Below are 23829 nucleotides of genomic sequence, written 5' to 3'. Positions count from 1 at the left end.
GTTTTCCCTAATCAGTCAAGGATAAAACACTATTCAATGAAAAAATTATGTGAATAGGTTTACATACTGATACATGGGGTATGTATGTACTATCCCCCTCATGACCATATCTCTATTTTTTCCTGAAAGCATGAATCTTAACAGTCCTTCACACAAACAATAGCAATAGAAAGAGGTGGACCTATGGAAAATGTAAAAATCAAAGCCGAGAACGTCAGTAAAATCTTCGGTAAAAATCCTCAAAAGGGTATTGAACTCCTTAAAAAAGGCAAGTCAAAAACAGAAATACTTAAAGAAGCAGGATTGACTGTAGGGGTTAAGGAAGCAAGTTTTGAAGTACATAGCGGAGAAATTTTTGTCATCATGGGGCTTTCAGGAAGCGGTAAATCTACGCTCGTTCGTATGTTTAACCGGCTGATCGATCCGACGGCAGGCTCTCTGATGATTGATGGGAAAGATCTTGTGAAGATGAAGGGCGAGGAACTGAGAGAGGTTAGAAGGAAGAAAATGAGCATGGTGTTTCAAAAGTTTGCTTTATTTCCGCACCGGAATGTTCTTGAGAATGCGGCCTACGGACTTGAAGTTCAAGGTGTTCAAAAGCAGGAACGGGAAGCAAAAGCACAGCATTCTCTTGAGCTTGTGGGGTTAAAGGGATATGAGAAAAGCTATCCAGGCGAATTGAGCGGTGGAATGCAGCAGCGGGTGGGACTTGCAAGAGCACTTGCCAATGATCCTGACATTCTTCTCATGGATGAAGCTTTCAGTGCTCTCGATCCGCTGATCCGCAAAGACATGCAGGATGAACTGATTGAACTGCAGGAAAAGATGAAGAAAACGATTATATTTATTACACATGACCTGGACGAGGCTCTGCGGATCGGTGACCGGATCGCTCTTATGAAGGATGGGGAGATTGTCCAGATCGGTACACCGGAAGACATCATGACGAATCCGGCTAATGATTATGTCGAACGCTTTGTTGAAGACGTTAATCTTGCCAAAGTGCTGACAGCTGAATCGGTCATGTCTCGTGCTGAAACCATTCAGGTTGACAGGGGACCGCGCGTGGCGCTTAAAATCATGCGCGATGCCGGAATGTCCAGCATCTATGCCGTTGACCGCAAAAAATCATACATGGGTCTGGTAACAGCTGATGATGTTTCTGAGGCCGTAAAACGCGATCAGCCGATTTCAGCATTTCTAAAAACCGATGTGCCGGTTGTAAGAATTGACACCCTGATTGAAGAAATGTACGAAAAGATGGCCGATACAAGATACCCGCTTCCGGTTCTGGATGAGGACAACCGGATTCGAGGCGTTGTAAAACGTGAACGGGTGATTCAGGCGCTGGCCGGGAGAGAGGTGAATACCATTGAACATTCCTAAGCTCCCAATAGGCAAGTATGTCGACATGTTCGTGGAGTTTTTAAATGATCAGCTTTTGGGATTCTTCAATATGGCAGGAGATATTATTGAGGGCTTCAATGATATTCTAGTCAATTTGATGATGCTGATCCCAGCTGTCCTGTTTGCAGCAATTGTTGCGGGCCTTGCCTACTGGGTAAGCCGAAAATGGGGCCTGACCCTTTTTACACTGATTGGGCTTCTGCTTATTATTAACCTTGGCTACTGGGAACAGACAATTGACACGCTTGCATTGGTGCTTACCGCTGTTATCATTTCCATTATCCTGGGGATCCCGCTCGGTATCTGGTCATCCCAGAGCGACCGTGCTTCTGGAATCATTTCCCCGGTATTGGATTTTATGCAGACGATGCCGGCATTTGTTTATTTGATTCCATCCATTCTTTTCTTTGGAATTGGAGTAGTTCCGGGGATTATCGCATCAGTCATCTTCGCAATGCCTCCGACCATCCGGCTGACCAACTTGGGCATTAGACAGGTTCCGGAGGATTTAGTGGAGGCAGCTAATGCATTCGGTTCGACGACCTCTCAAAAGCTATTTAAGGTTCAGCTCCCGCTTGCTATGGGAACAATCATGGCTGGGATCAACCAGAGCATCATGCTGGCACTTTCCATGGTTGTCATCGCATCACTCGTAGGGGCGCCGGGACTTGGAGTTGAAGTTTACCGGGCTGTTCAGAGAATTGAAGTAGGGCTTGGATTTGAATCGGGTCTTGCCATCGTTATTCTTGCCATCATACTAGACCGCATCACCCAAAACCTGAAACCAGGCAAAAAAGGATAAAAAAAGAAAAAGCCGTACTGTCAAAGCAGACAGTACGGCTTTTTAATGAATTGGAAAATCACCTCGTGATTTCTTCCATTTTTTCGCTGATCCAGCTGTGATTAAGATTTTCTCCAATGAACACAAGCAGCGGCTTCATTTTGAGCGGTTCCTTCATGTATAGTGGCATCCCGTACGAGTATTGAACTGAAAATGTTCCCTCGGATTCCGAAAAGGATACATAGCCTTTAATACGGTAAATGGTTTCGGGCATCTCGCGTAAAAATTGTTCAAACCCTTCCAGATCGACTGAACCAGCGAAGGAGTGGACATAGGTTTTCATGTGGAGTTTGCCAATATCTGATTTTTCGATTTCCCCTTTACGGGATCCTGTCATCTTTCTGATATCAGCCAGATTCACCTTTGCATGGGAGGTCATAATCAGACTTCCTCTGACTTGAATGGCTTGAAGCTGCCGGACTATTTCTGCTTGCTCTGCTTCGCTAAGAAGGTCCGTTTTGTTCAGCAGGACAAGATCGGCATGCTTAACCTGCTCAATCAGGAGTCTCCTCACAGGAATACTCAAGTGGTCCTGTGCATCCCATCTGGAGCCATCCACAATTGAAATGATTCCTTTCATCTGCAGCCTGTCTGCAAAAAGCGGGGATAGACAGGAATCGAGGACTTCTACAGGGTGGGCAGCGCCTGTTGTTTCAATATAGATGACGTCTGGCCCATGATCTTCAAGCAGCAGATGGAGCTGGGTTTCAAACTGCCCCTGCATCGTACAGCATACACATCCGTTTAAAAGTTCTTTTAATGGAATGTCATCCGGCACTGCATCACTGTCTATCGACTCTTTTCCAAGCTCATTCATAACCACTGCGATCTTTCTGCCTGTTTCTTTTTCTTCTTTCAAAAGATTTTTAAGAAGGGTTGTTTTGCCTGCACCTAAAAACCCTCCGAGTATGTATACCTCCGTTTGGCTCATGATGATCTCCATTCCTGACTGTTTTTTCCCATATTACTCAAAGATGCCTCATTCAGTCAACAAAAAGGCGAAACTCCTGTTTCAACAGCCGGTCCCAAACGCACCGAGATCGATTATAGTAGAGTAGAATGATTATATGAAAGAGGAATTTACGTGAAAATTGACTTGCACGTTCATGCTAAACTAGGGAAAAAAGTGCCGTTCACCCTTAGAGAATTTATTCGGCTTGCAGAGGAGGCAAAATGGAATGGAATAGAGGGCATTGCCCTGACTGAGCATTTTAATGCACAGGATTATGTACAGATTTACCAAACACTTGACAGGCATTATCCTTACCAGAGTACGTATTATGAAGTAGCCGGGATAAGAGTCTTTCCAGGGATGGAAGTCGACATAGCGGAGGGAGGGCATATCCTGATTATAGGATCAAGGTCAGATATGATCCGCATGACAAAGCGGCTTGAAAGGTTTAAGAGCCGGGAGAATTTTATTACATTTGATCACCTGATGTCATTTCATGGAATGGAGCAGATGCTGAAAATCGGAGCCCATCCGTTTCGCGAAAAAAATCCGCTTGCTGCTCTGTCAAAGGAACAGCTTGCAAGGCTGGATGCCCTCGAATGGAATGCAAAGGATGCCGTAAAGCAGGGTCGGGGATTGCGGTACCGGCTGAAGGACATGGCATCTGAATTTCATACGGCCGTTACAGGAGGGAGCGACACGCATCATTATAGTCAGATCGGTGCCGTATATAACGATTTTTATGAACCTGTTCATACGGTGAAACAGCTAAAAGAAAAGATAGCGAAACAGGAATTTGAGATGCGGGAATCTCCCTTCCTTCCCGTTAAGATTCAGGCAGCGAAAATTTTTAAAAGGAAGTACAAAGCCAGCAAACAAGGATGAGAGTCTTAACCCAGGGCTCTCGCCTGTGCTTCATACATAGTGACAGAAGATAGATAGGAGGCAAAAAAAGAGACTGGCATCCGCCAATCTCTTTTGAAGCTGTTGTTTGGGCTAGGCTTTTGCCGTACTATGCTGTGAGCCTATTCGTTAAAATGCCCAGTCCCCGTTTCTGAAAATAGGTTCACGGGTCCCGTCTGTCAAGATGCCGTCGATATCCATCTCCTGAGATCCAATCATAAAATCAACGTGGGCAATACTGCTGTTAACTCCGTGCCTGGCGAGTTCATCACGGTCCATTTTCTTTCCGCCTTCGATATTGAATGCATATCCGCTTCCGATCGCTAAGTGGTTGGATGCATTTTCATCAAAGAGGGTATTGTAGAATAGTACTCCTGATTTGGAAATTGGGGAATCGTAAGGAACAAGCGCAACTTCACCGAGATACTGCGAACCTTCATCTGTATCGATGAGCGTCTTGAGAATTTCTTCTCCTGCCTTCGCCTCGGCTTTAATAATTTTTCCTTCTTCAAAGGTAAGCTGGAATTCATCAATAAGATTTCCGCCGTAACTTAGAGGCTTCGTGCTTGATACGACTCCATTCACACCGTTTTTTTCAGGAACGGTAAAAACCTCTTCTGTAGGCATATTAGCCATGAACTCTGAGCCGTGTTCGTTTACGCTTCCTGCTCCGACCCACTGGTGCTTTTCATGAAGTTCAATGGTGAGATCGGTGCCTTTTGCTTTATAATGCAAGGCTTTGTACTTCTTATTGTTTAAATAATCGACTTTTTTATGTAAGGAAGCGTTATGATCTTTCCATGCCTGAACAGGGTCTTCTTCATAGATGCGGACTGATTTAAAAATGGCATCCCAAAGTTTTTCGACGGCTTCTGTTTCACTGACTTCGGGGAAAACCTTTAAAGCCCAGTCTCTGGACGGTGCAGCAATCACTGTCCAGCTCATTTTGTCGGATTGAACATACTGGCGGTAGCGGTCAAGAGCTTTTCCGGCGGCCTTGCTTGCTGCAGCGATTCTTTTGGATTCTACTCCCTTCAGCAAATCCGGATTAGCCGAAACAATGCTCATGAAGGCTGCATTGTTTTCCGCAAGTTCCTCTCTCTCCCTTGCCCGGTGCATCGGGTATTCATGAAATGCTTCATCTGGAGCCATCTCATATTTAAGGCGGCTCACAACGTCATCCATCCAGTCAACCGTTACGTTTTTTGCTCCTGCTTCGTATGCTTTCTTAACGATTTTCCTTGTGAATTCAGCTGTATCGATGGCTGCATAGATTGCCAGGGTTTGCCCTTTTTGAATGTTGACTCCCACTTTTACTGCAAGTTCTGCATATTTCTCGAGATTCTGCTGAAAGTTAGACATCGTATATGCCCCCTTTTTTTGGATTCTTCATTATTTTAGCAGACTTATATGAATCTTCAAACGAAATCCCTCAGAGCAGACCAAGCAATCAGATTGCTTTTAGAACGAAGCTGTAAAGCGGTACAATATAAGAAGAATGAAAGCATGAGGTGACACACAATGAGATTTCTGGAAAATCAGTTTATCAGGACTGAGAGTGAAGAAGAACTGTTTAAAAAAGCCAAACATCTTTCTGAAACCTTCTTTGTCCGGGCTGAAGATCATGACCGGGATGCCTCTTTCCCTTTTGAAAATTTTAAAGAGCTCAGGGAAGAAGGGTTTCTATCTTTAACGATCCCTGAAACGCATGGAGGCAAAGGGATCTCCCTCTATACATTTCTCCTTTTGCAGGAAAAGCTTGCAGAAGGGGACCCGGCCACAGCCCTTTCGCTCGGGTGGCATCTTGGTCTGTTTTTAAGCTTGCGGGAAACGGGGAAATGGAAGCCTGAATTATTTACCCGGGTAGCAAAGGAGGTTGTCGAGCACGGAAAGCTTCTAAACAGTGCGGCGAGCGAAGCGAAAACCGGCAGTCCTGCGCGCGGCGGCAAGCCTGAAACATCCGCTGCTAAAGATGGAGATAAATGGAGGATCAGCGGCAAAAAGATTTTTGCGTCCTTGGCACCTATTCTTGATTATTTCATTATTACAGCAACGGTTGAGGAAACGGGGGATGTATGTGAATTCCTTGTACCGAGAAATGCTGAAGGAGTCAATATTGAAGAAACGTGGGATACGATGGGCATGCGCGGAACAAGAAGTGATGATTTAATCCTCGAAAATGTTGTGCTGGAGGAGTCTGCCTTGATAGGCAGCCGCAGCAAACAAGGAAAGCCTATGGCACAGGGGTGGCTGCTCCACATTCCGGCCTGTTATTTAGGAATAGCGATCGCTGCCAGAAACGAAGCGGTCAGCTTTGCAAGACATTACCATCCGAACAGCTTGCCCCATCCCATCATGGAAGTCCCGGAAGTAAGAAGAAAAGTCGCACAGATGGATATAAAACTTCTGGCAGCAAGACAGCTGATGTATGCTGCAGCAGAAAAATGGGATGCCGCCAACCCTGAAAAGCGTTCAGAGCTCGAAACAGAGCTTGCTGCAGCGAAGTACGTAGCAACCAATGCGGCGATTGAAGTAGTAGACCTTGCGATGAGAATTGAAGGGGGCCAAAGTCTGTTCCGCAGTAAACCGCTAGAGCGTTTCTACCGTGATGTACGAGCCGGTCTTCACAACCCGCCTTCTGATGATATTACCATTAAACTGATGGCGGATCGTGCTTTTTCCGAACAAGAATAGGTTTCAGCATCAGAGAGATTAGTGTAACGTTAGGATGGACAGTAACAGAGTTTAGTGGAGGTTTTGCAGATGGCAAATTATATGATAGGTGTAGATATTGGCACGACCAGCACAAAAGCCGTGCTTTTCGACAGGGATGGAACCGTGATTTCCAAGCACAACGCTGGCTATCCGCTGTATACCAATACTCCCGGGGAAGCAGAACAAGACCCTGAAGAGATATTTACGGCTGTTAAGAACGCGATCAGCGAAGCAATAAAAGAAGCGGGCGCCCAGCCCGAAGAAGTATCCTTTTTAAGCTTTAGTTCCGCCATGCACAGCCTTATTGCCATGGACAAAAACGGAAAAGCACTGACCAGAAGCATTACTTGGGCTGACCAGCGAAGCGAAGCGTGGACGAAGAAGCTTAAAAATGATTGGAGGGGGCATGAAATTTATTTGCGGACCGGGACCCCCATTCACCCTATGTCTCCGCTGTCCAAAATCATTTGGCTGCGGGAGGAGTACAGTGAGATATTCAGCCGGACAGATAAATTCATATCCATAAAAGAATACGTTTTTTACCGCTTTTTCGGTGAATACATAATTGATCATTCCATCGCATCCGCAACGGGCTTATTTAACTTAACAACACTTGATTGGGACGCTGAAGCGCTAGAAATTGCCGGTATTAACGCGGACCAGCTTTCTAAAATTGTTTCTACAACCTATACATTGAAAGGGATTAAACATGAATTTGCTTCCGAGCTGGGTATTCAGGAGACAGTGCCGTTTATCGCAGGTGCAAGCGACGGCGTCCTGTCCAACCTTGGCGTAAATGCCATCGACAAGGGAGTAGCTGCTCTTACAATCGGGACAAGCGGGGCGATTAGAGCGGTTACAGACAGACCTGTAACCGATCCGAAAGGAAGAATTTTTTGCTATGCTCTCACTGAGGATCACTGGGTAATTGGAGGCCCGGTTAACAATGGAGGGATGATCTTTCAATGGCTGAAGGATGAAATCTGCCAGTCCGAGGTAAAAGCAGCAGAAGAATCGGGGCAGGATCCCTTCACTTATTTAACCAGCATCGCAGCTGATATCAGGCCGGGGTCTGAAGGACTCATTTTCCATCCGTACCTTGCAGGCGAGCGGGCGCCAATTTGGAATGCCCATGCAAGAGGCGCTTTTTTCGGATTGGGCCTGCATCATAAAAAAGACCATATGATCAGAGCGGTGCTCGAAGGCATCAACTACAATCTATATACTGTTTTGCTTGCCCTGAAAGAACTCATTGGGATTCCAGAGAAAATTCATGCTACAGGAGGCTTCGCTCAATCGGAGTTTTGGCGCCAGATGCTGGCGGACGTGCTGGATCAGGAAATTCTGATCCCGGAAAGTTATGAAAGCTCCTGCCTAGGTGCCGCAATTCTTGGGATGTTTGCACTGGGAGAGATTGATTCTTTGACGGAGGCAAAGCGTTTTGTCAGCTCTAACCTCAAGCTGACGCCTGATGAAGAAGCCTCTGCAATCTACCAGGAAATCATTCCAATCTATATCCGATTAGCGAGAATGTATGAAACGGAATTTGAAGAAATTGCCGCGTTCCAGACGAAATATGGAAAGAAGGAGCTTCCTGAAAGCGTGAATTAATTAAAGCAGGGCCGTTCAGAGAGGGTTACTGAAGAGCGGAGACATGTTTAGCTTTTGGCCCTATACAGATAAGTAATGAGGGGACAGCAATAGTGAACAGTGGTTTCCCTCTTGCCTCCTAGAATAGTTAAAAAGTGCCCAGAGCTCTGGGCACTATACTTGCCGGAAGCTTCATATTCCGGCTCTGTTTTTTTATGCATTTTTCACCAATTTCGCAAATATTGCAGAGTAATCAACGAAAATTAGATACTATCAGCGTAAATTAAATTTTAACTAATGATAGACTTTTAGATAAATTTGCTTCTGCTTTAGGTGAGATTTACACTGATAGAGAAGTAGATTCGGGGGTTTTCTCGCTTAAGATGTAAAAGAGTCGACTGCCTGTTCATAATCCAAGCTTTGCTCCTATCGATCCGGATATAAGCTTGCGATCAGTTTAGTCGATAGGCTGGATAATTAATTTTACGAATTGAAGGAAGCCTTTTCTTTCCGGTCAAGCTCCCATCCCTCTCTAGTAATCCCCATTTCATAAAGGCTCCAAAAGGATTGATTTACTTTTCTCGCATTAATCGTATGTCCTTCTATTCGAAAGCCCGCTTTACTGTAGCAATTAATTGCCTGCTCATTAAAATCGAATACTGCCAGTGTGATACGGCGGAATTCTAATTCACGAAACGCAATATCCAAGCATCCCTTAATCATTTTCTGGCCATAGCCTTTTCCTCTGGTCTCCGGACTGCCGACCAGCACTTTGCTGATTCTGCAAGATTTATTAGCGGCGTCTATTCTCGAAATGCAAATATGGCCTACAGTAAGTCCGGATTCTATGTTTTTTGCCGTAAACACAAGCTGGTTTTCCTTTCCTAAATAATTTTGTATTTGTCCTTTCGTTAAAGGGAAAACAAATTCCGGACCGCCCCATTGCATCAAAAAATCTTCAGATGGAATCCAATGAATCAGTTCATCTGCGTCCCCCATAGTAAACGGTACTAAACGAATCATATAGAATCCCCCTGTCTCTGTTAATAAATTCGTTTTTTCTACCTGATTTCCTTTTTGTTTTGAAGGAAATCCAATATTCGTATAGAATCAATAATGAATTGAGGTGACCATAATGATCGATATACAAGCCTATTATGATATTGATTTTTTTAAGAAAGCCGCCTTATCCTTTTTGGAAACGCGGGAAATAGAAAACAATGTGGCGCTCGGCATCCTTTTGGATAAACAGGCGTCCAGTCTTCAGCCGATACATATGAGCATTATCCGGAAAGATGGGGAGATCATGATGGTTCTCCTTCAGATCCATCCAAAACAAGTTCTGGTAGCTGCCAGGAAAAGTTTACAAGAGGAGGACCTGATGCTTGCGGGCAAACGAATCGCTCAGGTATACAGGTCTGTCCCGGGCCTGCTTGGAGAAAAATACGTAACCGAAGCAGTGGCCAAAAGGATTGCGGCACTAACTGGGAAGGCAGCTTACATATCGATGAATCAGAGGCTGTTTGTACTTGATCAGCTTGAGATAAGGGCTGAGAAAAGCACTGGAAAGATGCTGCTTTTGGAGGCAGAGCACCGCCCGATGATCAGTCAATGGGTTTTCGATTTCTGCGAGGAAGCTGGAGAACATGTTTCTATGTTTGAAGCGGACGAAAAAGCTGATGAGATTATCCGGAAAAAAAGTCTTTATGGGTGGTTTGAAGAAGGGGCGATCGTGTCAATGGCAAATTGGTCCCGTCCGACAAAAACAAATGTAAACATCAATTATGTATACACTCCGCCTGTATTCAGGAATAAAGGCTATGCTACAAAATGTGTGACGGAGCTAACAGAGCTCATGCTGAAAAATGGCTATCGGACTGCCAGTCTGTTCACGGATGCTGAAAATCCAATTGCCAATAAAATTTATGAAAAAGTGGGATATCAGCCTTTTCAGGATCTAGCAAAAATCCGCTTTGAAGAGAGGCCTAAAAAACCAGCAGGATGATCTGCTGGTTTTTTACTGTAAAAAAATCAGGCTGCCTCCTTTTTACTTCGGGGCCAGATGGTGTAGCTGAAGCTGTATAGAAAATCAGCTGCTAGCATTAGAGACCAATATAGAAGTGCACGGGAAAGTTCTTCTGTTCTGGCCCCTTCTCCAATTAAAAGAATCATTCCGGCAAGAAGACCTCCGCCGATCAGCCATGCTAAAAAATGGCGGTACCAGCCATTCCTTTCTTTTTGAGCATGCTCTCTGCCGGCCTTAACCGGTTTCGCGGGAGCGGGTCCGCCTGCAAAACGGCTGGCAAATCGAACGTCTGCCCACTGTATCATTTTATGACCGAAGGCAATTGTGCATCCAATGTAAATAGCAGCAAGGGAATGAGTGAATTCTGCGTCTTTACCGGAATAAAGGTCAGCTATTGTAACGGCAATTAATAGTAAATCGATAACCGGAGTAAAAAACAGCAGGATTGCTCCTGTTTTTTTCTTTCCAAGCAAATACCTTACAGAAAGACCTGCAAATACAAAAAGCCAGAAACCGATCTCACAAGCTATGATAAGCCATCCAATCATAAACCTTCTCCTTTTTAGTACGATTGTGTTAAAAAAATATAACACAACTGTATTAAAAAGGCAAATTGTGATAAACTATTAGCATGCCTAAATATGTAGATCACGATAAACAAAAGGAAATAATTGCAGAAGCTGTATGGAGGATCATTGCGAGAGAGGGAATGGAACAGGTTTCGGTGCGCAAAGCAGCAGAAGAGGCCGGGGTTTCCCCCGGTTCACTAAGGCATTATTTTTCTTCCCAGTCAGAGCTGTTTATTTTCTCGATGAAGTCTGTGTCTGATCGGGTTCGAAAAAGGGTGCAGAATGCTCCGTTTACAGGTGTTCCGCTCGATGATATGGAAATGGTCCTTGAGGAAATTCTCCCGCTTACTGATGAAACAAGAACAGAAACGGAGGTATGGTTTACTTTTATAGCCCGAGCTTTTACTGATGCAGCTCTTTCAGATGTAAGCCATGAAGTTTATGATCAGACACGGGCAGGAATCGCTTTAATTATACAAGGGTTAATAAAATTAAAAATAGCCCGGGAGGATTTGGACGAAGAGCTTGAAACGGAACGGCTTTTTGCTCTAATCGATGGGCTGGCCATTCATGGTGTGATTAGGCCTGCTCACTGTACTCCCGAGATGATGATCAAAACGGTCCGCTTGCATTTGCATTCATTATGCAGGTGAAAGTTGACAAGTACAGTAAGGGTTATAAAGAATGAAATTGGGCCAATGAAGCAGTAATCTTATTATCTGACGTTTCTTTCAAATATTAAATCAACATCATTCATTAACAAAGCCTTCATTAAAGGAACCAAAAGAATATAGGATTCGTGCGCCATTTTTTCATTCACAGCCATATTTTGCATTGTCATGCACCGGCTTATTTGAATATGGCCCGATTTCCTCTTCAGGTTCCTGAGAGGTTTTTTTTATTCATAAAAGAAATAGGGCGTGATTTAATAAAATAAACAATGTGGGATACACATATTCTATGCGGGCTGAATTTAGAAATCGCACCAGGGGATCGAATCGGTTTAGCTGGATATAACGGAACCGGTAAAATTCTTTGCCCAGATCCTGGCTGGAACGTTGGAGATGGATAACGGGGGATCTTCCAGCAAGGGAGCAGCTTGAAAAAACCCTTTCTTCCTTTGGAGGAACGCTTCTGACAGTTTCCCATGATTCCTGCTTTAACTATCAGACTGTCTTATTGAAGAAGATCTGGCTATCCGATGATACAGGATGAGTATGAAAGAATGGGATGAAAAAAGCTGGAGTCTGGTAAGCCTGATAAAAGAGATGAACTTCTCGTCATTGAAACAGAGCTGTCAGCTGCTCTCGGTAAATTAAGCTTCCTTCAGACTGGCGATACAGAATATGCCGGACTTGATCAGAAATGTAACGAATTGATGAAAAGAAAAAAACTTATAAAGCTGGATTAAGACATTCCTTGAAGTGAATGGTACAATTGATTCATTAAGTATGTACGAACTTAGCGGGGGCCTGAATATGGAGACAATAGTTGAACGGGTCATGCAAATCCTGCCTAATCAAAAGCCTGTCATAATCGCAGTTAGCGGCATGAATGGATCCGGTTATGAAGCGGAGGCCAGGAAACTTCAGGCAGAGCTTGTAAAACAGGGATTGCTTGTCCATTTTGAAGAGATACATGAAGAAGCAGTAAATATTGATTCGCTTAATCCGGCCAGAAGCTGGTACGATCAATCCATGCCTGAGAAGAAGGTCAGTGTCTTAGTGAATCAGGCTAAAAGTCATTTAGAATGGGATATTGTCATAGCGAGCGGTCCTTTTCTGCTCAAAAACACCCTTCATTACTTATACGATACAGCTATTTGGGTTGAGCGACGGGATCAGGGTGCATCAAAACGGGAAGAAAAGGCAAACGCTGAATGGAAATCTGAGGCCCAGCAGATCCATGAGATGGTTGATGAACCGAAGCAAAAGGCAAACCTGGTGATCTCGAATTAGCCTATACAGTAACCTTAGGTTATCCCAAACATTATCTCACTTAGAGAAAGAGTTAAAGTCAGGAAAATATAGCACAGGTGCTTTGCAGGCTGCATTTCATCTCAGAAAACCTTCAAAGGGTGATAGATTCAGTCCGGGAATGCCGGTCCTTAAGAAATAAGGTGGTGCCGGCTCATAGCCCAATGAAAGAACAAAAGGAGCAGTGCGCATAAGCGCCGACTGCTCTTTTTTTTCAGAGTATGTAAGAACGGAAAGAACTGCATTTAAAACGCTGAACTACGGCCTTACAATTAGATTTTCCTCTTTTTGCTTCTCCTCAGGCACATTTGCCAGCGTGACGCTCATCCCGCCAAGGATTATGCCTGTTAATACAAGGCTGATTACGATTCGCCTGCTCATATCCTTCATTCTTATCCCTCCGCATCCCGTTATACAAAAATCCTTTCTCACTATAAAGGCGGGACAGGCTGTTTGAAAAGGGGTAAATCTCTGTTTTTTCATAAATAGGTAAAAGTTCCTGGATATGGTTTCCGGAATGAGATGAAGCCATTCCGAACGGTTATCGAGCCGTGTCTATGCATGTACAATCTTCATAGTATACAATATGAGAAGAGCTTTGTAAGAGGAGGAGTATGATGGAGCCAAAATGGCTGACATGGGCCAAAGAAATTCAGTCTTTGTCCCAGGCTGGTATCGCCTATTCAAAGGATCCTTTTGATATTGAACGCTTTGAGAGACTAAGAGAGCTGAGTCAGGAAATGGTAAGTGAGTATACAGATGTGCCGATGGAAAAATTGAAGGGATTGTTTGCGAACGAGACAGGGTATCAAACGCCGAAGGTTGACGTCAGGGCAGTCATTTTTAAGGAAAATAAGGTTTTGCTTGTCCGTGAGATGCTGGATGGCCTGTGGTCTCTCCCGGGAGGCTGGGCGGATATTGGATTGAGCCCTTCTGAAAATGCAGCCAAGGAAGCGTTTGAGGAATCCGGCTTAACCGTCGAGCCAATCAGGCTTATTGCAGCCATGGACAAAAAATGCCATCCGCATCCTCCGGGAGGCTACCACATTTATAAACTATTCTTTCTGTGCGAGCATAGAGAGGGAGAGCTTAAGACTGGGTATGAAACTCTGGATGCAGGATTTTTTGGCCTGGATGAGCTTCCGGATTTATCTGTGGGCCGGATTACAGAAAGTCAGCTGAAAATTTTATTTGAATACTGCTGGGATTCCAACAAGCAGGTTTATTATGATTAAGGCTGCAGCACTCTGCGGATGGACACGGGAGTGTGTGCGGGGGTCAATGGAGGACACTTCCAGCAGTGGTGAAAAGCAGCTTCTGCTGCTTTTCTTTTTCCCTTTAAAAAAGAAAAGCAACTGACAAGCAGCAGAAGGTTGTGTATAATATTGTCTGTATCATAGTTTCATATCGATAAGGTGTAGGTGCTGATTGTTTATCAGCTTAAAAGGGAAGCCGGTTTAATTCCGGCGCGGTCCCGCCACTGTAAATGGGAGTGACCTGCTTAATCCACTGTGCAGCTATGCATGGGAAGGGAAGCGGGGAGCATTGATCATGAGCCAGGAGACCTGCCTTGCACCTCGTCACCGCATACCTACGAGGATAGGATGGTGTTAACGTTGACCAAAAAGTCTATACATAAGGCTTATACAGTCTGCCTAACATGTACCGTCATCTCCTTTTTCAAGGGAGGTGTTTTTTGTTTTCAGCTTTGTTGAATGAATGCTGCTGATTTATTCTCAAAGGCGGAGAAACCCTGCAGCGGCCAATAACAGCTGGTTTGACGAAACACTATTTTAACCGGCAGCTCAAAACAGCAGCGGTCGTATACGAGCTTTTTCAATACCTGTTTACCAATATCAATCAATACTTGGGGGATTGCCTGAATGAACAAGCTATTATCTATTTTATCAACAGTGCTTCTGTCTGCGGGAGTGCTCGCAGGGTGCGGAAGCCAGTCTGCTGCACCTGAGAAACAGGAGGAGAAGCAGGCTGCAGTTAAGGAAGAAGCTGAATTTCCGCTAAAGCTTACAGATGCATCGGATACGGATGTTACGATCGAGAAAGAGCCAGAGAAAATCGTTTCCCTTATCCCAAGCAATACGGAGATTTTGTTTTCCATGGATCTCGGAGATAAAGTTGTTGGCGTAACGGAAAATGACAACTTTCCTGAAGAAGCGATGAAAAAGGAAAAAGTCGGCGGGATGGATTTTAACGTAGAAAAAATCATCGGCCTGGAGCCTGACCTGGTTCTTGCCCACGAATCCGGCGCGCATAATTCAGCAGAGGGATTAAAACAGCTGAGGGATGCCGGTATAGATGTTGTAGTGGTAAATGACGCGCAAAGCTTTGAGCAGGTGTATGAGTCGATGGAGATGATCGGAAAAGCTGCCGGGGAACTGGAAAAATCAAAAGAAATGGCAGCAGGAATGAAAGAGGAGATTGCTAGCATTAAAGAGAAAGCCTCTTCTATACCTGAAGATGATAAGAAAAGCGTGTTCGTGGAGGTTTCCCCATCCCCTGAGATTTATACAGCAGGAAAGGATACCTTTATGAATGATATCCTCAAGACGGTTGGGGCAAAAAATGCAGCAGCCGATCAGTCGGGGTGGCCTAAAATGTCAGAGGAGGCAATTGTCAAGCTGAATCCTGATGTGATTGTGACGACTTACGGCTACTATAGTCCGAATCCTATTGATCAGGTAACGGGGAGAGAAGGCTGGGACAGTGTAACCGCTGTAAAGGAAAAAGCAGTTTTTGACGTGCACTCCGATAAAGTAACAAGGCCGGGGCCGCGTTTAGTTGAAGGAGTAGAGGAACTTGCAAACGCAATCTATCCGGACGTATTTTCTAAATAACCGTACCATTCAATATGCTTTGGCCGTTCTCTTCTTAGTAACCGCTTTTTTAGCCGCTGTTTCAATTGGAACAGCGGCTATTTCCCCAAGTGAAATTCTTTCCGTCCTGTTTGGAGGACGTGCAGCTTCTGAAGCTAATGGAAACATCCTCCTTTCGATCCGCTTTCCGCGTGTCCTCCTGGCAGGCTTAGTCGGCGCATCACTCGCTCTCGCGGGAGCTGCTTTTCAGGGGATTTTACGCAACCCTTTAGCTGACCCATACACTCTTGGAGTTTCATCCGGAGCTTCCCTTGGGGCAGTGAGTGTGATTTACTTTGGGGTCCAGATGTTTGGCAGCTTTACACTTCCGGTCATCAGTATAACCGCCGGATTCCTGACCATGCTTGGAGTTTTGGGCTTTGCGCATCTGGCTCAAAGGCGAACTTCGATGGAGACGATGATATTAGCCGGTATTATTTTTAATTCTTTTTTAGGCTCATTCATTTCGCTCATTGTCGCTTTAAGCGGAGAGGAATTGAGACAGGTTATGAATTGGCTTCTTGGCAGCGTCTCAATGAGAGGCTGGCCGTATGTTCAGATGATTTTGCCCTTTACTGCAGCAGGCGCACTTATTTTGCTTATGAACAGCAGAGAGCTCAATGCGTTTGCCTTCGGAGAAGACAGGGCCCGCCATATTGGAGTTCATGTAAAAAGAAAGCAGCTTCTGATCATCATTGCTGCCTCCCTGCTGACCGGATCCGCGGTCGCGGTTTCCGGGACGATTGGATTTGTCGGTCTGGTCATCCCGCATATGGCACGACTGCTTTGCGGCAGCGATCACCGTCATTTGCTGCCGCTGTCCATGATATACGGGGCTGGTTTTTTAATGCTTGCTGACCTATTGGCAAGAACCATTATTTCTCCGGTTGAGCTTCCAATCGGAGTGATTACAGCTATTGCAGGTGCACCGGTTTTTGCAGTTATTTTAGCAGCTAAGAAGAGAAGGTCCTAGGATGGAGGTATGTTTATGATTGAGGTACAGGAACTTGAGGGAGGGTATGATCGGAATAAAGTCTTGAATGAGGTCAGCTTCGGTGTCCAAAAAGGAGAGTTTTTCGGAATACTTGGTCCGAACGGAAGCGGGAAGACCACTTTAATGAAAATGCTCTCAGGGATTCTGCCGGCCGCTAAAGGACGGATCAGCATCCAGAACAAGGATGTTGCTTCCTATTCAAGCAAAGAACTTGCTAAAGTTATGGCCGTACTGCCTCAAGTGACCGCAGCAGCATTTGATATGACGGTTAAAGAAGCAGTGAGTATTGGACGGTATCCCCATCAGGCGAGATTTCTGCCGGGATGGTCAGATAAAGACGAGGAACTGGTGGAGCTTGCCATGCGGGACACAGGGATTGCAGAATTCTCGCGGCGTTCCATTCAGGAACTGAGCGGCGGAGAGCAGCAGCGCGTATTTCTGGCCCAGGCTCTTGCACAGGACCCGGCCATTCTTCTCTTGGATGAGCCGACGAATCACCTTGACATAGCCTACCAGCAAAGCCTTTTGTCCCGTTTAAAAAGCTGGACAAAGGATAGGGGGTTAACCATCGTTTCGATTTTTCACGACTTAAATATGGCAAGTCTGTACTGTGACAGAGTCATGCTCTTAAATAATGGACGTGTATCGGATATCGGCACACCTTATGAAGCGTTGCAGGAGCCAACCCTGAAGCAGGTTTACAGCGCAGGGATCAAGCGGCATTACCATCCGGCCGACCAAAGTCCACAGGTTATTCTGGAATCCCCTGATCGAGCTGGGGAGCTGTCAGAAATTAACGAATCACTTCTTGTCATTAACAAAGAATACATTTCCTTGAAATCTCCAGTTCCGTTAAAAACCTTGTCGTCAGCTGTCCTGCATGCAGGAATCGGATGGTACACTACCTTTATCAATCGCCATGTAGATCTGGATTACCAAAGCAATGACAGTGAGATGGATCTTATCCGCTTTATACAGGCAAAAGGTTTTGATCCGAATGAAACAGTGGGCATGATGACAGCCGTACAGCTGGAAGATGTGAGTGTACACTGGACCGGCCTGAACGATTTTTCCATTTTAACTGCCGTTACCGCCGGAACAGGGAATGCAGCCGATGCTTCACTCGGTGCGGATCGGCTGATGCCAGGCCCCGGGACCATTAATACATGGATATTCATAAATGGAGTCTGTTCGGATGAAGCCTTCCTCCAAGCTGTCATAACGGCTGCCGAAGCAAAGACAAAAGCACTGTCGGATCGATTTATACTTGATCCGGTTACAGGCACGCCCGCTACAGGAACCTCCACTGACAGTGTGCTGATTGCTTCGACCCAGCAAGGAAACAGCCTCCCTTATGCAGGACCTGCTACAGAGCTTGGAAAAGCGATTGGGAAAAGTGTTTATGCCTGCACATTGGAGTCTATTGACAAGTATCTGGAGAGAAAGAATCGTGCTTAGCCACTTAGCTGCCTTAACCGTTGCCGTCCTGCTGGACAAATTAATCGGGGACCCGCCGGCTATGCCCCATCCTGTGAGATGGTTTGGCAGGATGATTTTGTTTTTTGAGAGCCGATTGAATAAAGGCAATAGGAAAAAAGGGAAAGGGATTTTAATGGTACTTATTCTGACGGGAATCGTTCTGTTCACAGTCGTCCTTCTCCAATTCCTTTTTTGGAGGATTCATGCAGCAGCAGGTATCTTGTTTGAAGCAGCTGTTATATTTACCGCGATTGCACAGAAAAGTCTCAAAGAAGCAGCATTGAAGGTGGAAGCTCCGCTGGCTGATGAAAATATTTCAGAAGCCCGAACAAAGCTTTCCTGTATTGTAGGGAGAGACACAGGTCACCTTGAGGAGAGTGAGCTCGTCAGGGGAACGGTTGAAACCGTTGCCGAAAATACAAGTGATGGTGTTACGGCTCCTCTGTTTTGGGCGGCAATCGGGGGGGGCCCCTTCGCTGCAGTTTACCGTCTGATTAATACACTGGATTCGATGGTTGGGTATAAAAATGAAAGATATCATCAGTTCGGGTGGGCATCTGCAAGGCTTGATGATGTGCTGAATTGGATTCCGGCGAGAATAACGGCATTTACAATGCTTGCTGTTCACGGGAATATCAGACTTTGGCCCAAGGTGGCTTCAGACGCGGCGAAGCACCCGAGTCCGAACAGCGGCTGGGGGGAAGCGGCTGTGGCTTACTTACTTGGAGTAGAGCTTGGAGGAACGAACCATTATAAGGGGGTTGTCTCCAGCAGAGCGCGTATGGGAAGGCCGGACCATCCTTTGCATATCTTACATATTGGCAAATCCATAGAAATCATGGATCGATCGGTTTATTTATTTATCGTTTTCCTATGGATAGGGGGAATGCTTTTTGAACTTGCCTCAACATGGTTCTAATCCGATTCACGTATACAGGAATCTAAACATCGATCCTCCAGCCCGCATTCTGGATTTCAGCGTTAATACCAATCCTCTTGGTCCGCCTGCTTTTATTAAGGAAAGATGGCATGAGTATTTACATGCTATCCGTGATTATCCGGATCCTGAAGCGTCCGTGCTTATAAACGCCTTATCGAAAGCAAACGAGCTTCCTCCTGATTGGCTGCTTCCCGGTAATGGAGCCGCAGAACTAATCGCCGCTGTATCACAGGAACTGAAAGGGGAAAAGGTTTTGATTATCGAACCGGCCTTTTCAGAATACCGCAGGGCACTTGAGGCGCAAGGGGCAGATATCGAAGCACACGTTTTATCGGCGGAGAATAACTGGGAGCTGGATGAGCAGATTTTTGAAAAAATGACTAAAAAAAAAGCTTTGTTTATCTGCAGCCCCAACAATCCTACCGGGAAATCATACACGGTGTCTGTATTGGCGGAAGTCGTTAAGCGTGCCGAAAAAAACGGCACCCTCGTTGTTTGTGATGAAGCGTTTTATGACTTTACTGAGAAGGCAGAAACCCTTGCCCCCATGCTCCGGAATTTTTCGAATTTAATCATTCTCCGTTCACTTACCAAAATGTATGCAATCGCGGGGCTGAGACTGGGCTATATGATGGCCTCGCCCCCTGTCATAGCCAGAATAAAATCTCTCCTCCCGCATTGGAATGTGAATGCGCTGGCGCAAGTGATCGGGACAGATTGCATCTCAGACGGCACGCATGCAGAACGGACGCGTCATTTCATTGCCAACGAGCGGCGAAGAATGCATCAGTTGCTTACGGACATGGGATTCTGTGTGTATCCGAGCAGTACGAACTATTATTTACTCCGGCCTGTTGAACGGGCAGCGCTGTACGTATTTTTAGCAAAAAGAGGCATCATCACCCGCCATACGGAAAATTTTGCTGGCCTGGAGGGCGGTTTTCTTCGGGTGGCCGTGAAGCTTCGCCATGAAAATGATGAATTTATTGATGCGTTAAAGGAGTGGGCAACATGCTGATTTTTATTTCGGGTGGCGTGAGGAGCGGCAAGACAGCGTTAGCAGAGAATTTTGCAAAGAAAGCAGCAGGCCGTACATACCGATTAAATTATATCGCAGCTGGCCGGGCGACCGATTCAGAGATGGAAGAGAGGATTATGAGACATAAAGAAGGGCGGCTGCAATCCGAAGCGGTGTGGCGGACATTTGAGCAGTCCGTAAATTTGCATGAATTGGCTGTTCATTATTCTAAGAGGGACATCCTAGTTCTGGATTGCCTGACGACGTGGCTCAATCATGAGATGTTCTCTTTAACACCTAACCCCTGCCTTCTTTCTCACATGCTGATGGGGGTCCGCCGGCTGCGTGACTCCAGCAGGATGCTCATTGTGGTTTCAAATGAGCTATCTTTTGACGCTGCACGGTACAGCCCGGAAGTCAGTGATTACATCCGCCTTCTTGGTAAACTTCATCAGGAAACCGTCAAGATAGCGGACTCTGCATATTTGGCTGAATGCGGGATCCCTCTGATGAAAAAGGGAGTAAAGCCTTGAAGGGCCTACAAGGAACTTCATAAGATGCCGGGAAAAGTTTGATAACCACAGCTTTGTGCCGGATTTTTGCGGATAAAGGGCTGAATCCAGCACCGTTTAAATCGCAAAATATGTCCAGCAATTCTTGCGTCACGGCTGATGGACTTAGAAATTGACCGCGCTCATGGAGTACAGGCTGAAGCGGCTGGGCTGGAAGCTGGAAGCTGCCGTGTATAGGAATCCGAACCTTCTTAAACCTTCCAGTGATTTGACCTTATCAGATTGGCCTGGCTTAATGGAATTAGAGTGGCTAACAGGCGCTATGAAGGGCTTGCTGAACATGCAAAGAAACATTTAGACATGGAGAGAATCATGAAAATAGCAGAGAGAGGGGGATGAAATGAAAAAAGGAATTGATGGTTTTTTGATTGGCGTACAGTTCTTCACTGTTCTTCCTGTTAAAAAGCGGTTTGACATGGACCCGAAGCGGACGGCAATTGCCATACAGTGTCTTCCGGCTATCGGCCTCCTTATGGGAAGTGTCCAAGCTGCACTCTTATGGCTGCTGCAAACTTATACCCCCCTATCTGCCCTCGCCTGCGCGTTTATTATCTGGCTTTCTGCAATCATGATGACGGGCGGTCTGCATTTGGATGGCTGGATGGACTCAAGCGATGCTTACTTTTCTTACAGAGACAGGGATAAAAGGCTTGAAATTATGAAGGACCCAAGAATAGGGGCATTTGGTGTGCTTTCCGTGCTGGTTCTGCTTTTTGCTAAATTCTTGTTTATTTACGAAGTGATTGAACGGTTCCATGGTTTCGGTTTTAGCCTCCTTGCGCTAATTCCGATGCTTTCCCGCACTGGAATGGGGCTCCTGCTGGCATCAGTCCCATCGGTAAAGAAAGATGGGCTTTCGTATTTTTTTCAAAAAGGGCTTCAATGGAGACGCATAGCCGGGAGCTATGCCATTTCAGTAACGCTGGTTGCCTGTCTGCTGGGCTTATTTGAACCTGTGCTTGTCATTTATCTGATAGGATTGCTGCTTATGAGTGCCTTGTTCACACTTGCTTCCGGATTGTTTTTTAAAAAAGAATTTGGAGGAATTACTGGAGATTTGCTTGGTGCTTCTTCAGAAGGAGGGGAGGTCTTTTTATGGATGGGTTTGTGGCTGTTACATTATTACGTCATGGGTTAACAGAAAAAAACAGCCGGAATGCTTATATAGGATGGACAGACGATCCCCTTTCAAAGGAAGGGGAAGAGCAGCTGAGAGGGATGCAAATCCAGCGGCCGGATCTGGTGGTGACGAGCGGGATGACCCGGGCAAATCAAACAGCGGATATTCTCTTTCCGGAAATAAATCCAACCAGGATTCAGCAATTAAAAGAGCTGAATTTCGGAAAATGGGAGGGTCTTACCTATGAAGATCTGAAGGAGGATCCGGCATATAGAGAATGGGTCGGAAACGCGGATCGTATTGCTCCGCCGGGCGGTGAAACCTTCACTCAGTTTAAAGCAAGGATCATGGAAGGGTGGGGAATCATCCACCGGGAAATGAACAATAAAACCATCCGATCTGCATTAGTGGTCAGCCATGGCGGTCCGATCCGCCAGCTTCTGACTGAGCTGGGCCATTACAGCCGATCTTTTTGGGAATGGCCGGTACATCCCGGCGCAGGATATAAATTAACATGGACATTCGAATCATTCAGGAGGGGAGAACGATGCATTTCGTTACAGGAGGTGCCTGCAATGGCAAAGCAAAATGGGTAAAAGATCAGCTATGGCGAAGCGAAGATAGTCTATGGATCAGTGCATTCAAAGGGGATGACCTTGATCAAGCATTTGCCCCGCTTACAGTTGTTGAAGGTGTGGAAACCTATATAAGGAACGAAACGCTCCAATCCGGATTGCAGGCAGCCGAGAACTGGAAGGGGCTCGTTTTAAAGTGGAAAGCCTGGGAAACGAGCCAGGCTGACCGAAAGCTTGTCCTCATTGGGTCGGATATCTCTAAAGGCATTGTGCCTATTAGAGAAGAAGACCGTCTTTGGCGGGATTCCACCGGCTGGGTGTACCAGCATATCATCCAGCATGCTGATCAGGCCGACTTGATTTGGTATGGAATTCCTTCAACACTGAAAACCCAGTAAAATGAAGGAAGGGTCGATCACTATGAGAGATATTCAGAAAATACACCTGACAGAAGAAGAATGGCTGATTGCGGCTTCCGACAACGCAGGTGCAATTGGAGAAATGGAACACGACTTAGTGAATGTGCCTCTTGAAATTACGGCTTCGCATACTCTCCGGGTAGCTTTAATGGAATGCCTGGCGGTAGGGGCCGCACCATTTTCCATCATCCTTCACAACTTTATCGGGAACAAAGCATGGAAAAGGCTGAGTGCTTCCTGCGACAGGCTGATGAAGGAGACAGGCTTTGATGGGGTATCGATTACAGGGAGCACCGAGAGCAATATGACCATGATGCAATCAGCCATCGGAATTACGGTTCTTGGGCGGGTGGCCAAGAATTTATACCGCAGCGGTGTTACCCCGCTGGATGCCGGTTTCGCGGTGGTGGGAGAACCGCTTGTAGGAGAAGAAGTCATAACAAAAGCTGACAGAATGGTTTCCTTGTCTCTGTTTCAGGAACTTTGCCGGCATGATGGTGTTTTCGAGCTGATCCCCGCGGGGTCGGGAGGAATTGCCCGGGAGATCCGTTATTTGAATCCGGAAGCTAAATTCATAGATTGCGAGCTTAATATGCATAAGTCTGCCGGTCCGGCATCCTGCGTTATCATTGCTTATAATAAGCAATTCACAAATGATCTAAAGAACCTTGCCAACGGTCTGTTCTATCCTGTACATCTGTCTGGATAATCAGGCTTTTTTTAGGTTTTTCAGCATTTTCAGAAGCTTTTGATTCTCCTCAGAAACTTTATATCCAAGATCAGCAGTCGTGAATTTTTTTAATCTTTTTCTCTTATTCTTATTTTTTTTATTTTCCATAGCATGGTCGCTCCCTTACAGC

The 23829-nt window shown here is 45.7% G+C and carries 25 protein-coding genes, 1 pseudogene and 1 riboswitch; of the genes and pseudogenes, 20 read left to right on the top strand and 6 right to left on the bottom strand.

Features of this window, described 5'->3' with window-relative positions:
- The first annotated feature begins 183 nt into the window (after nt 1–183).
- Nucleotides 184–1386 carry a quaternary amine ABC transporter ATP-binding protein gene (locus ACQCV8_RS18215; RefSeq protein WP_426846878.1) on the top strand — a complete coding sequence of 401 codons (1203 nt, stop codon included), beginning with the start codon at nt 184–186 and terminating at the stop codon, nt 1384–1386.
- Nucleotides 1387–1411: 25 nt separating this feature from the next.
- Nucleotides 1412–2209: an ABC transporter permease gene (locus ACQCV8_RS18210; protein ID WP_426846894.1), complete on the top strand. Its 798-nt coding sequence runs from the start codon at nt 1412–1414 to the stop codon at nt 2207–2209.
- A gap of 58 nt (nt 2210–2267) precedes the next feature.
- On the opposite strand, the gene ACQCV8_RS18205 is transcribed toward ACQCV8_RS18210, so the two are convergent.
- Complete coding sequence (locus tag ACQCV8_RS18205; RefSeq protein ID WP_426846877.1) at nt 2268–3179, bottom strand: CobW family GTP-binding protein; 912 nt, start codon at nt 3177–3179, stop codon at nt 2268–2270.
- Between the two features lie 153 nt (nt 3180–3332).
- Between ACQCV8_RS18205 and ACQCV8_RS18200 the strand changes: the two genes are divergently transcribed.
- Nucleotides 3333–4085: a PHP-associated domain-containing protein gene (locus ACQCV8_RS18200; protein WP_426846876.1), complete on the top strand. Its 753-nt coding sequence runs from the start codon at nt 3333–3335 to the stop codon at nt 4083–4085.
- Nucleotides 4086–4232: 147 nt separating this feature from the next.
- Here ACQCV8_RS18200 and ACQCV8_RS18195 read toward each other — a convergent pair whose 3' ends face one another.
- A complete protein-coding gene (locus ACQCV8_RS18195; protein WP_426846875.1) occupies nt 4233–5465 on the bottom strand; it encodes an aminopeptidase in 1233 nt (410 codons plus the stop codon).
- Between the two features lie 159 nt (nt 5466–5624).
- Here ACQCV8_RS18195 and ACQCV8_RS18190 point away from each other — a divergent pair, with 159 nt between their 5' ends.
- Nucleotides 5625–6797, top strand: coding sequence for an acyl-CoA dehydrogenase family protein (locus tag ACQCV8_RS18190; protein WP_426846874.1), 1173 nt, complete (start codon nt 5625–5627; stop codon nt 6795–6797).
- Nucleotides 6798–6878: 81 nt separating this feature from the next.
- Nucleotides 6879–8429 (top strand): gluconokinase, encoded by a 1551-nt coding sequence (gene gntK, locus ACQCV8_RS18185; protein WP_426846893.1) that lies wholly within the window; start codon nt 6879–6881, stop codon nt 8427–8429.
- 462 nt (nt 8430–8891) lie between these two features.
- Here the strand turns inward: gntK and ACQCV8_RS18180 are convergent, their stop codons facing one another.
- Nucleotides 8892–9431: a GNAT family N-acetyltransferase gene (locus ACQCV8_RS18180; protein ID WP_426846873.1), complete on the bottom strand. Its 540-nt coding sequence runs from the start codon at nt 9429–9431 to the stop codon at nt 8892–8894.
- A 112-nt stretch (nt 9432–9543) separates the two neighbouring features.
- Here ACQCV8_RS18180 and ACQCV8_RS18175 point away from each other — a divergent pair, with 112 nt between their 5' ends.
- On the top strand, nt 9544–10413 hold the full coding sequence (locus tag ACQCV8_RS18175; RefSeq protein ID WP_426846872.1) for a GNAT family N-acetyltransferase: 870 nt from the start codon (nt 9544–9546) through the stop codon (nt 10411–10413).
- A 26-nt stretch (nt 10414–10439) separates the two neighbouring features.
- On the opposite strand, the gene ACQCV8_RS18170 is transcribed toward ACQCV8_RS18175, so the two are convergent.
- Nucleotides 10440–10982, bottom strand: coding sequence for a hypothetical protein (locus ACQCV8_RS18170; RefSeq protein WP_426846871.1), 543 nt, complete (start codon nt 10980–10982; stop codon nt 10440–10442).
- Nucleotides 10983–11065: 83 nt separating this feature from the next.
- Between ACQCV8_RS18170 and ACQCV8_RS18165 the strand changes: the two genes are divergently transcribed.
- Nucleotides 11066–11656, top strand: a complete 591-nt coding sequence (locus ACQCV8_RS18165; protein WP_426846870.1) for a TetR/AcrR family transcriptional regulator — start codon at nt 11066–11068, stop codon at nt 11654–11656.
- A gap of 825 nt (nt 11657–12481) precedes the next feature.
- Complete coding sequence (locus ACQCV8_RS18160) at nt 12482–12961, top strand: hypothetical protein (protein WP_426846869.1); 480 nt, start codon at nt 12482–12484, stop codon at nt 12959–12961.
- 276 nt (nt 12962–13237) lie between these two features.
- Here the strand turns inward: ACQCV8_RS18160 and ACQCV8_RS18155 are convergent, their stop codons facing one another.
- The gene (locus ACQCV8_RS18155; RefSeq protein WP_426846868.1) at nt 13238–13369 is read right to left on the bottom strand and encodes a protein YkpC; all 132 of its coding nucleotides are present in this window, start codon (nt 13367–13369) and stop codon (nt 13238–13240) included.
- A 227-nt stretch (nt 13370–13596) separates the two neighbouring features.
- On the opposite strand from ACQCV8_RS18155, the gene ACQCV8_RS18150 reads away from it, so the two are divergent.
- The 12 genes and pseudogenes from ACQCV8_RS18150 (at nt 13597) to ACQCV8_RS18095 (ending at nt 23678) form a co-directional block, all read left to right on the top strand.
- A complete protein-coding gene (locus ACQCV8_RS18150) occupies nt 13597–14214 on the top strand; it encodes an NUDIX hydrolase (RefSeq protein WP_426846892.1) in 618 nt (205 codons plus the stop codon).
- 167 nt (nt 14215–14381) lie between these two features.
- Nucleotides 14382–14567: riboswitch (cobalamin riboswitch) on the top strand.
- Between the two features lie 295 nt (nt 14568–14862).
- Nucleotides 14863–15834, top strand: coding sequence for an ABC transporter substrate-binding protein (locus ACQCV8_RS18145; RefSeq protein ID WP_426846867.1), 972 nt, complete (start codon nt 14863–14865; stop codon nt 15832–15834).
- The gene (locus tag ACQCV8_RS18140) at nt 15797–16825 is read left to right on the top strand and encodes a FecCD family ABC transporter permease (protein WP_426846866.1); all 1029 of its coding nucleotides are present in this window, start codon (nt 15797–15799) and stop codon (nt 16823–16825) included. The genes ACQCV8_RS18145 and ACQCV8_RS18140 overlap by 38 nt, the downstream gene beginning before the upstream one ends.
- 15 nt (nt 16826–16840) lie before the next feature.
- Nucleotides 16841–18304: an adenosylcobinamide amidohydrolase gene (locus ACQCV8_RS18135; RefSeq protein WP_426846865.1), complete on the top strand. Its 1464-nt coding sequence runs from the start codon at nt 16841–16843 to the stop codon at nt 18302–18304.
- Nucleotides 18297–19244 carry an adenosylcobinamide-phosphate synthase CbiB gene (cbiB, locus tag ACQCV8_RS18130; protein ID WP_426846864.1) on the top strand — a complete coding sequence of 316 codons (948 nt, stop codon included), beginning with the start codon at nt 18297–18299 and terminating at the stop codon, nt 19242–19244. Before ACQCV8_RS18135 ends, cbiB begins: the two co-directional genes overlap by 8 nt.
- Nucleotides 19219–20283, top strand: a complete 1065-nt coding sequence (cobD, locus tag ACQCV8_RS18125; protein WP_426846863.1) for a threonine-phosphate decarboxylase CobD — start codon at nt 19219–19221, stop codon at nt 20281–20283. Before cbiB ends, cobD begins: the two co-directional genes overlap by 26 nt.
- The gene (locus ACQCV8_RS18120; RefSeq protein WP_426846862.1) at nt 20277–20816 is read left to right on the top strand and encodes a bifunctional adenosylcobinamide kinase/adenosylcobinamide-phosphate guanylyltransferase; all 540 of its coding nucleotides are present in this window, start codon (nt 20277–20279) and stop codon (nt 20814–20816) included. Before cobD ends, ACQCV8_RS18120 begins: the two co-directional genes overlap by 7 nt.
- A gap of 38 nt (nt 20817–20854) precedes the next feature.
- Nucleotides 20855–21014, top strand: a pseudogene (locus tag ACQCV8_RS18115) (cobyric acid synthase); the annotation flags it as partial.
- 181 nt (nt 21015–21195) lie between these two features.
- A complete protein-coding gene (gene cobS / locus ACQCV8_RS18110) occupies nt 21196–21993 on the top strand; it encodes an adenosylcobinamide-GDP ribazoletransferase (RefSeq protein WP_426846861.1) in 798 nt (265 codons plus the stop codon).
- Complete coding sequence (locus ACQCV8_RS18105; RefSeq protein ID WP_426846859.1) at nt 21951–22571, top strand: histidine phosphatase family protein; 621 nt, start codon at nt 21951–21953, stop codon at nt 22569–22571. Before cobS ends, ACQCV8_RS18105 begins: the two co-directional genes overlap by 43 nt.
- Nucleotides 22523–22948, top strand: a complete 426-nt coding sequence (locus ACQCV8_RS18100) for a bifunctional adenosylcobinamide kinase/adenosylcobinamide-phosphate guanylyltransferase (RefSeq protein ID WP_426846857.1) — start codon at nt 22523–22525, stop codon at nt 22946–22948. The genes ACQCV8_RS18105 and ACQCV8_RS18100 overlap by 49 nt, the downstream gene beginning before the upstream one ends.
- Nucleotides 22949–22970: 22 nt before the next feature.
- Nucleotides 22971–23678 (top strand): ATPase, encoded by a 708-nt coding sequence (locus ACQCV8_RS18095; RefSeq protein WP_426846855.1) that lies wholly within the window; start codon nt 22971–22973, stop codon nt 23676–23678.
- Here the strand turns inward: ACQCV8_RS18095 and ACQCV8_RS18090 are convergent, their stop codons facing one another.
- Entirely contained in the window at nt 23679–23807 is a 129-nt protein-coding gene (locus ACQCV8_RS18090) for a hypothetical protein (protein ID WP_426846853.1), read from the bottom strand. It lies immediately after the preceding gene.
- Nucleotides 23808–23829: the final 22 nt, after the last annotated feature.

Origin of the sequence: Metabacillus sp. 84 (genome assembly GCF_050107715.1) — a bacterium.
Lineage (GTDB): Bacteria > Bacillota > Bacilli > Bacillales > Bacillaceae > Metabacillus_B.
The sequence above is the reverse complement of the archived record's forward strand: the minus strand, read 5'-3'. Positions and strand labels throughout refer to the sequence as shown.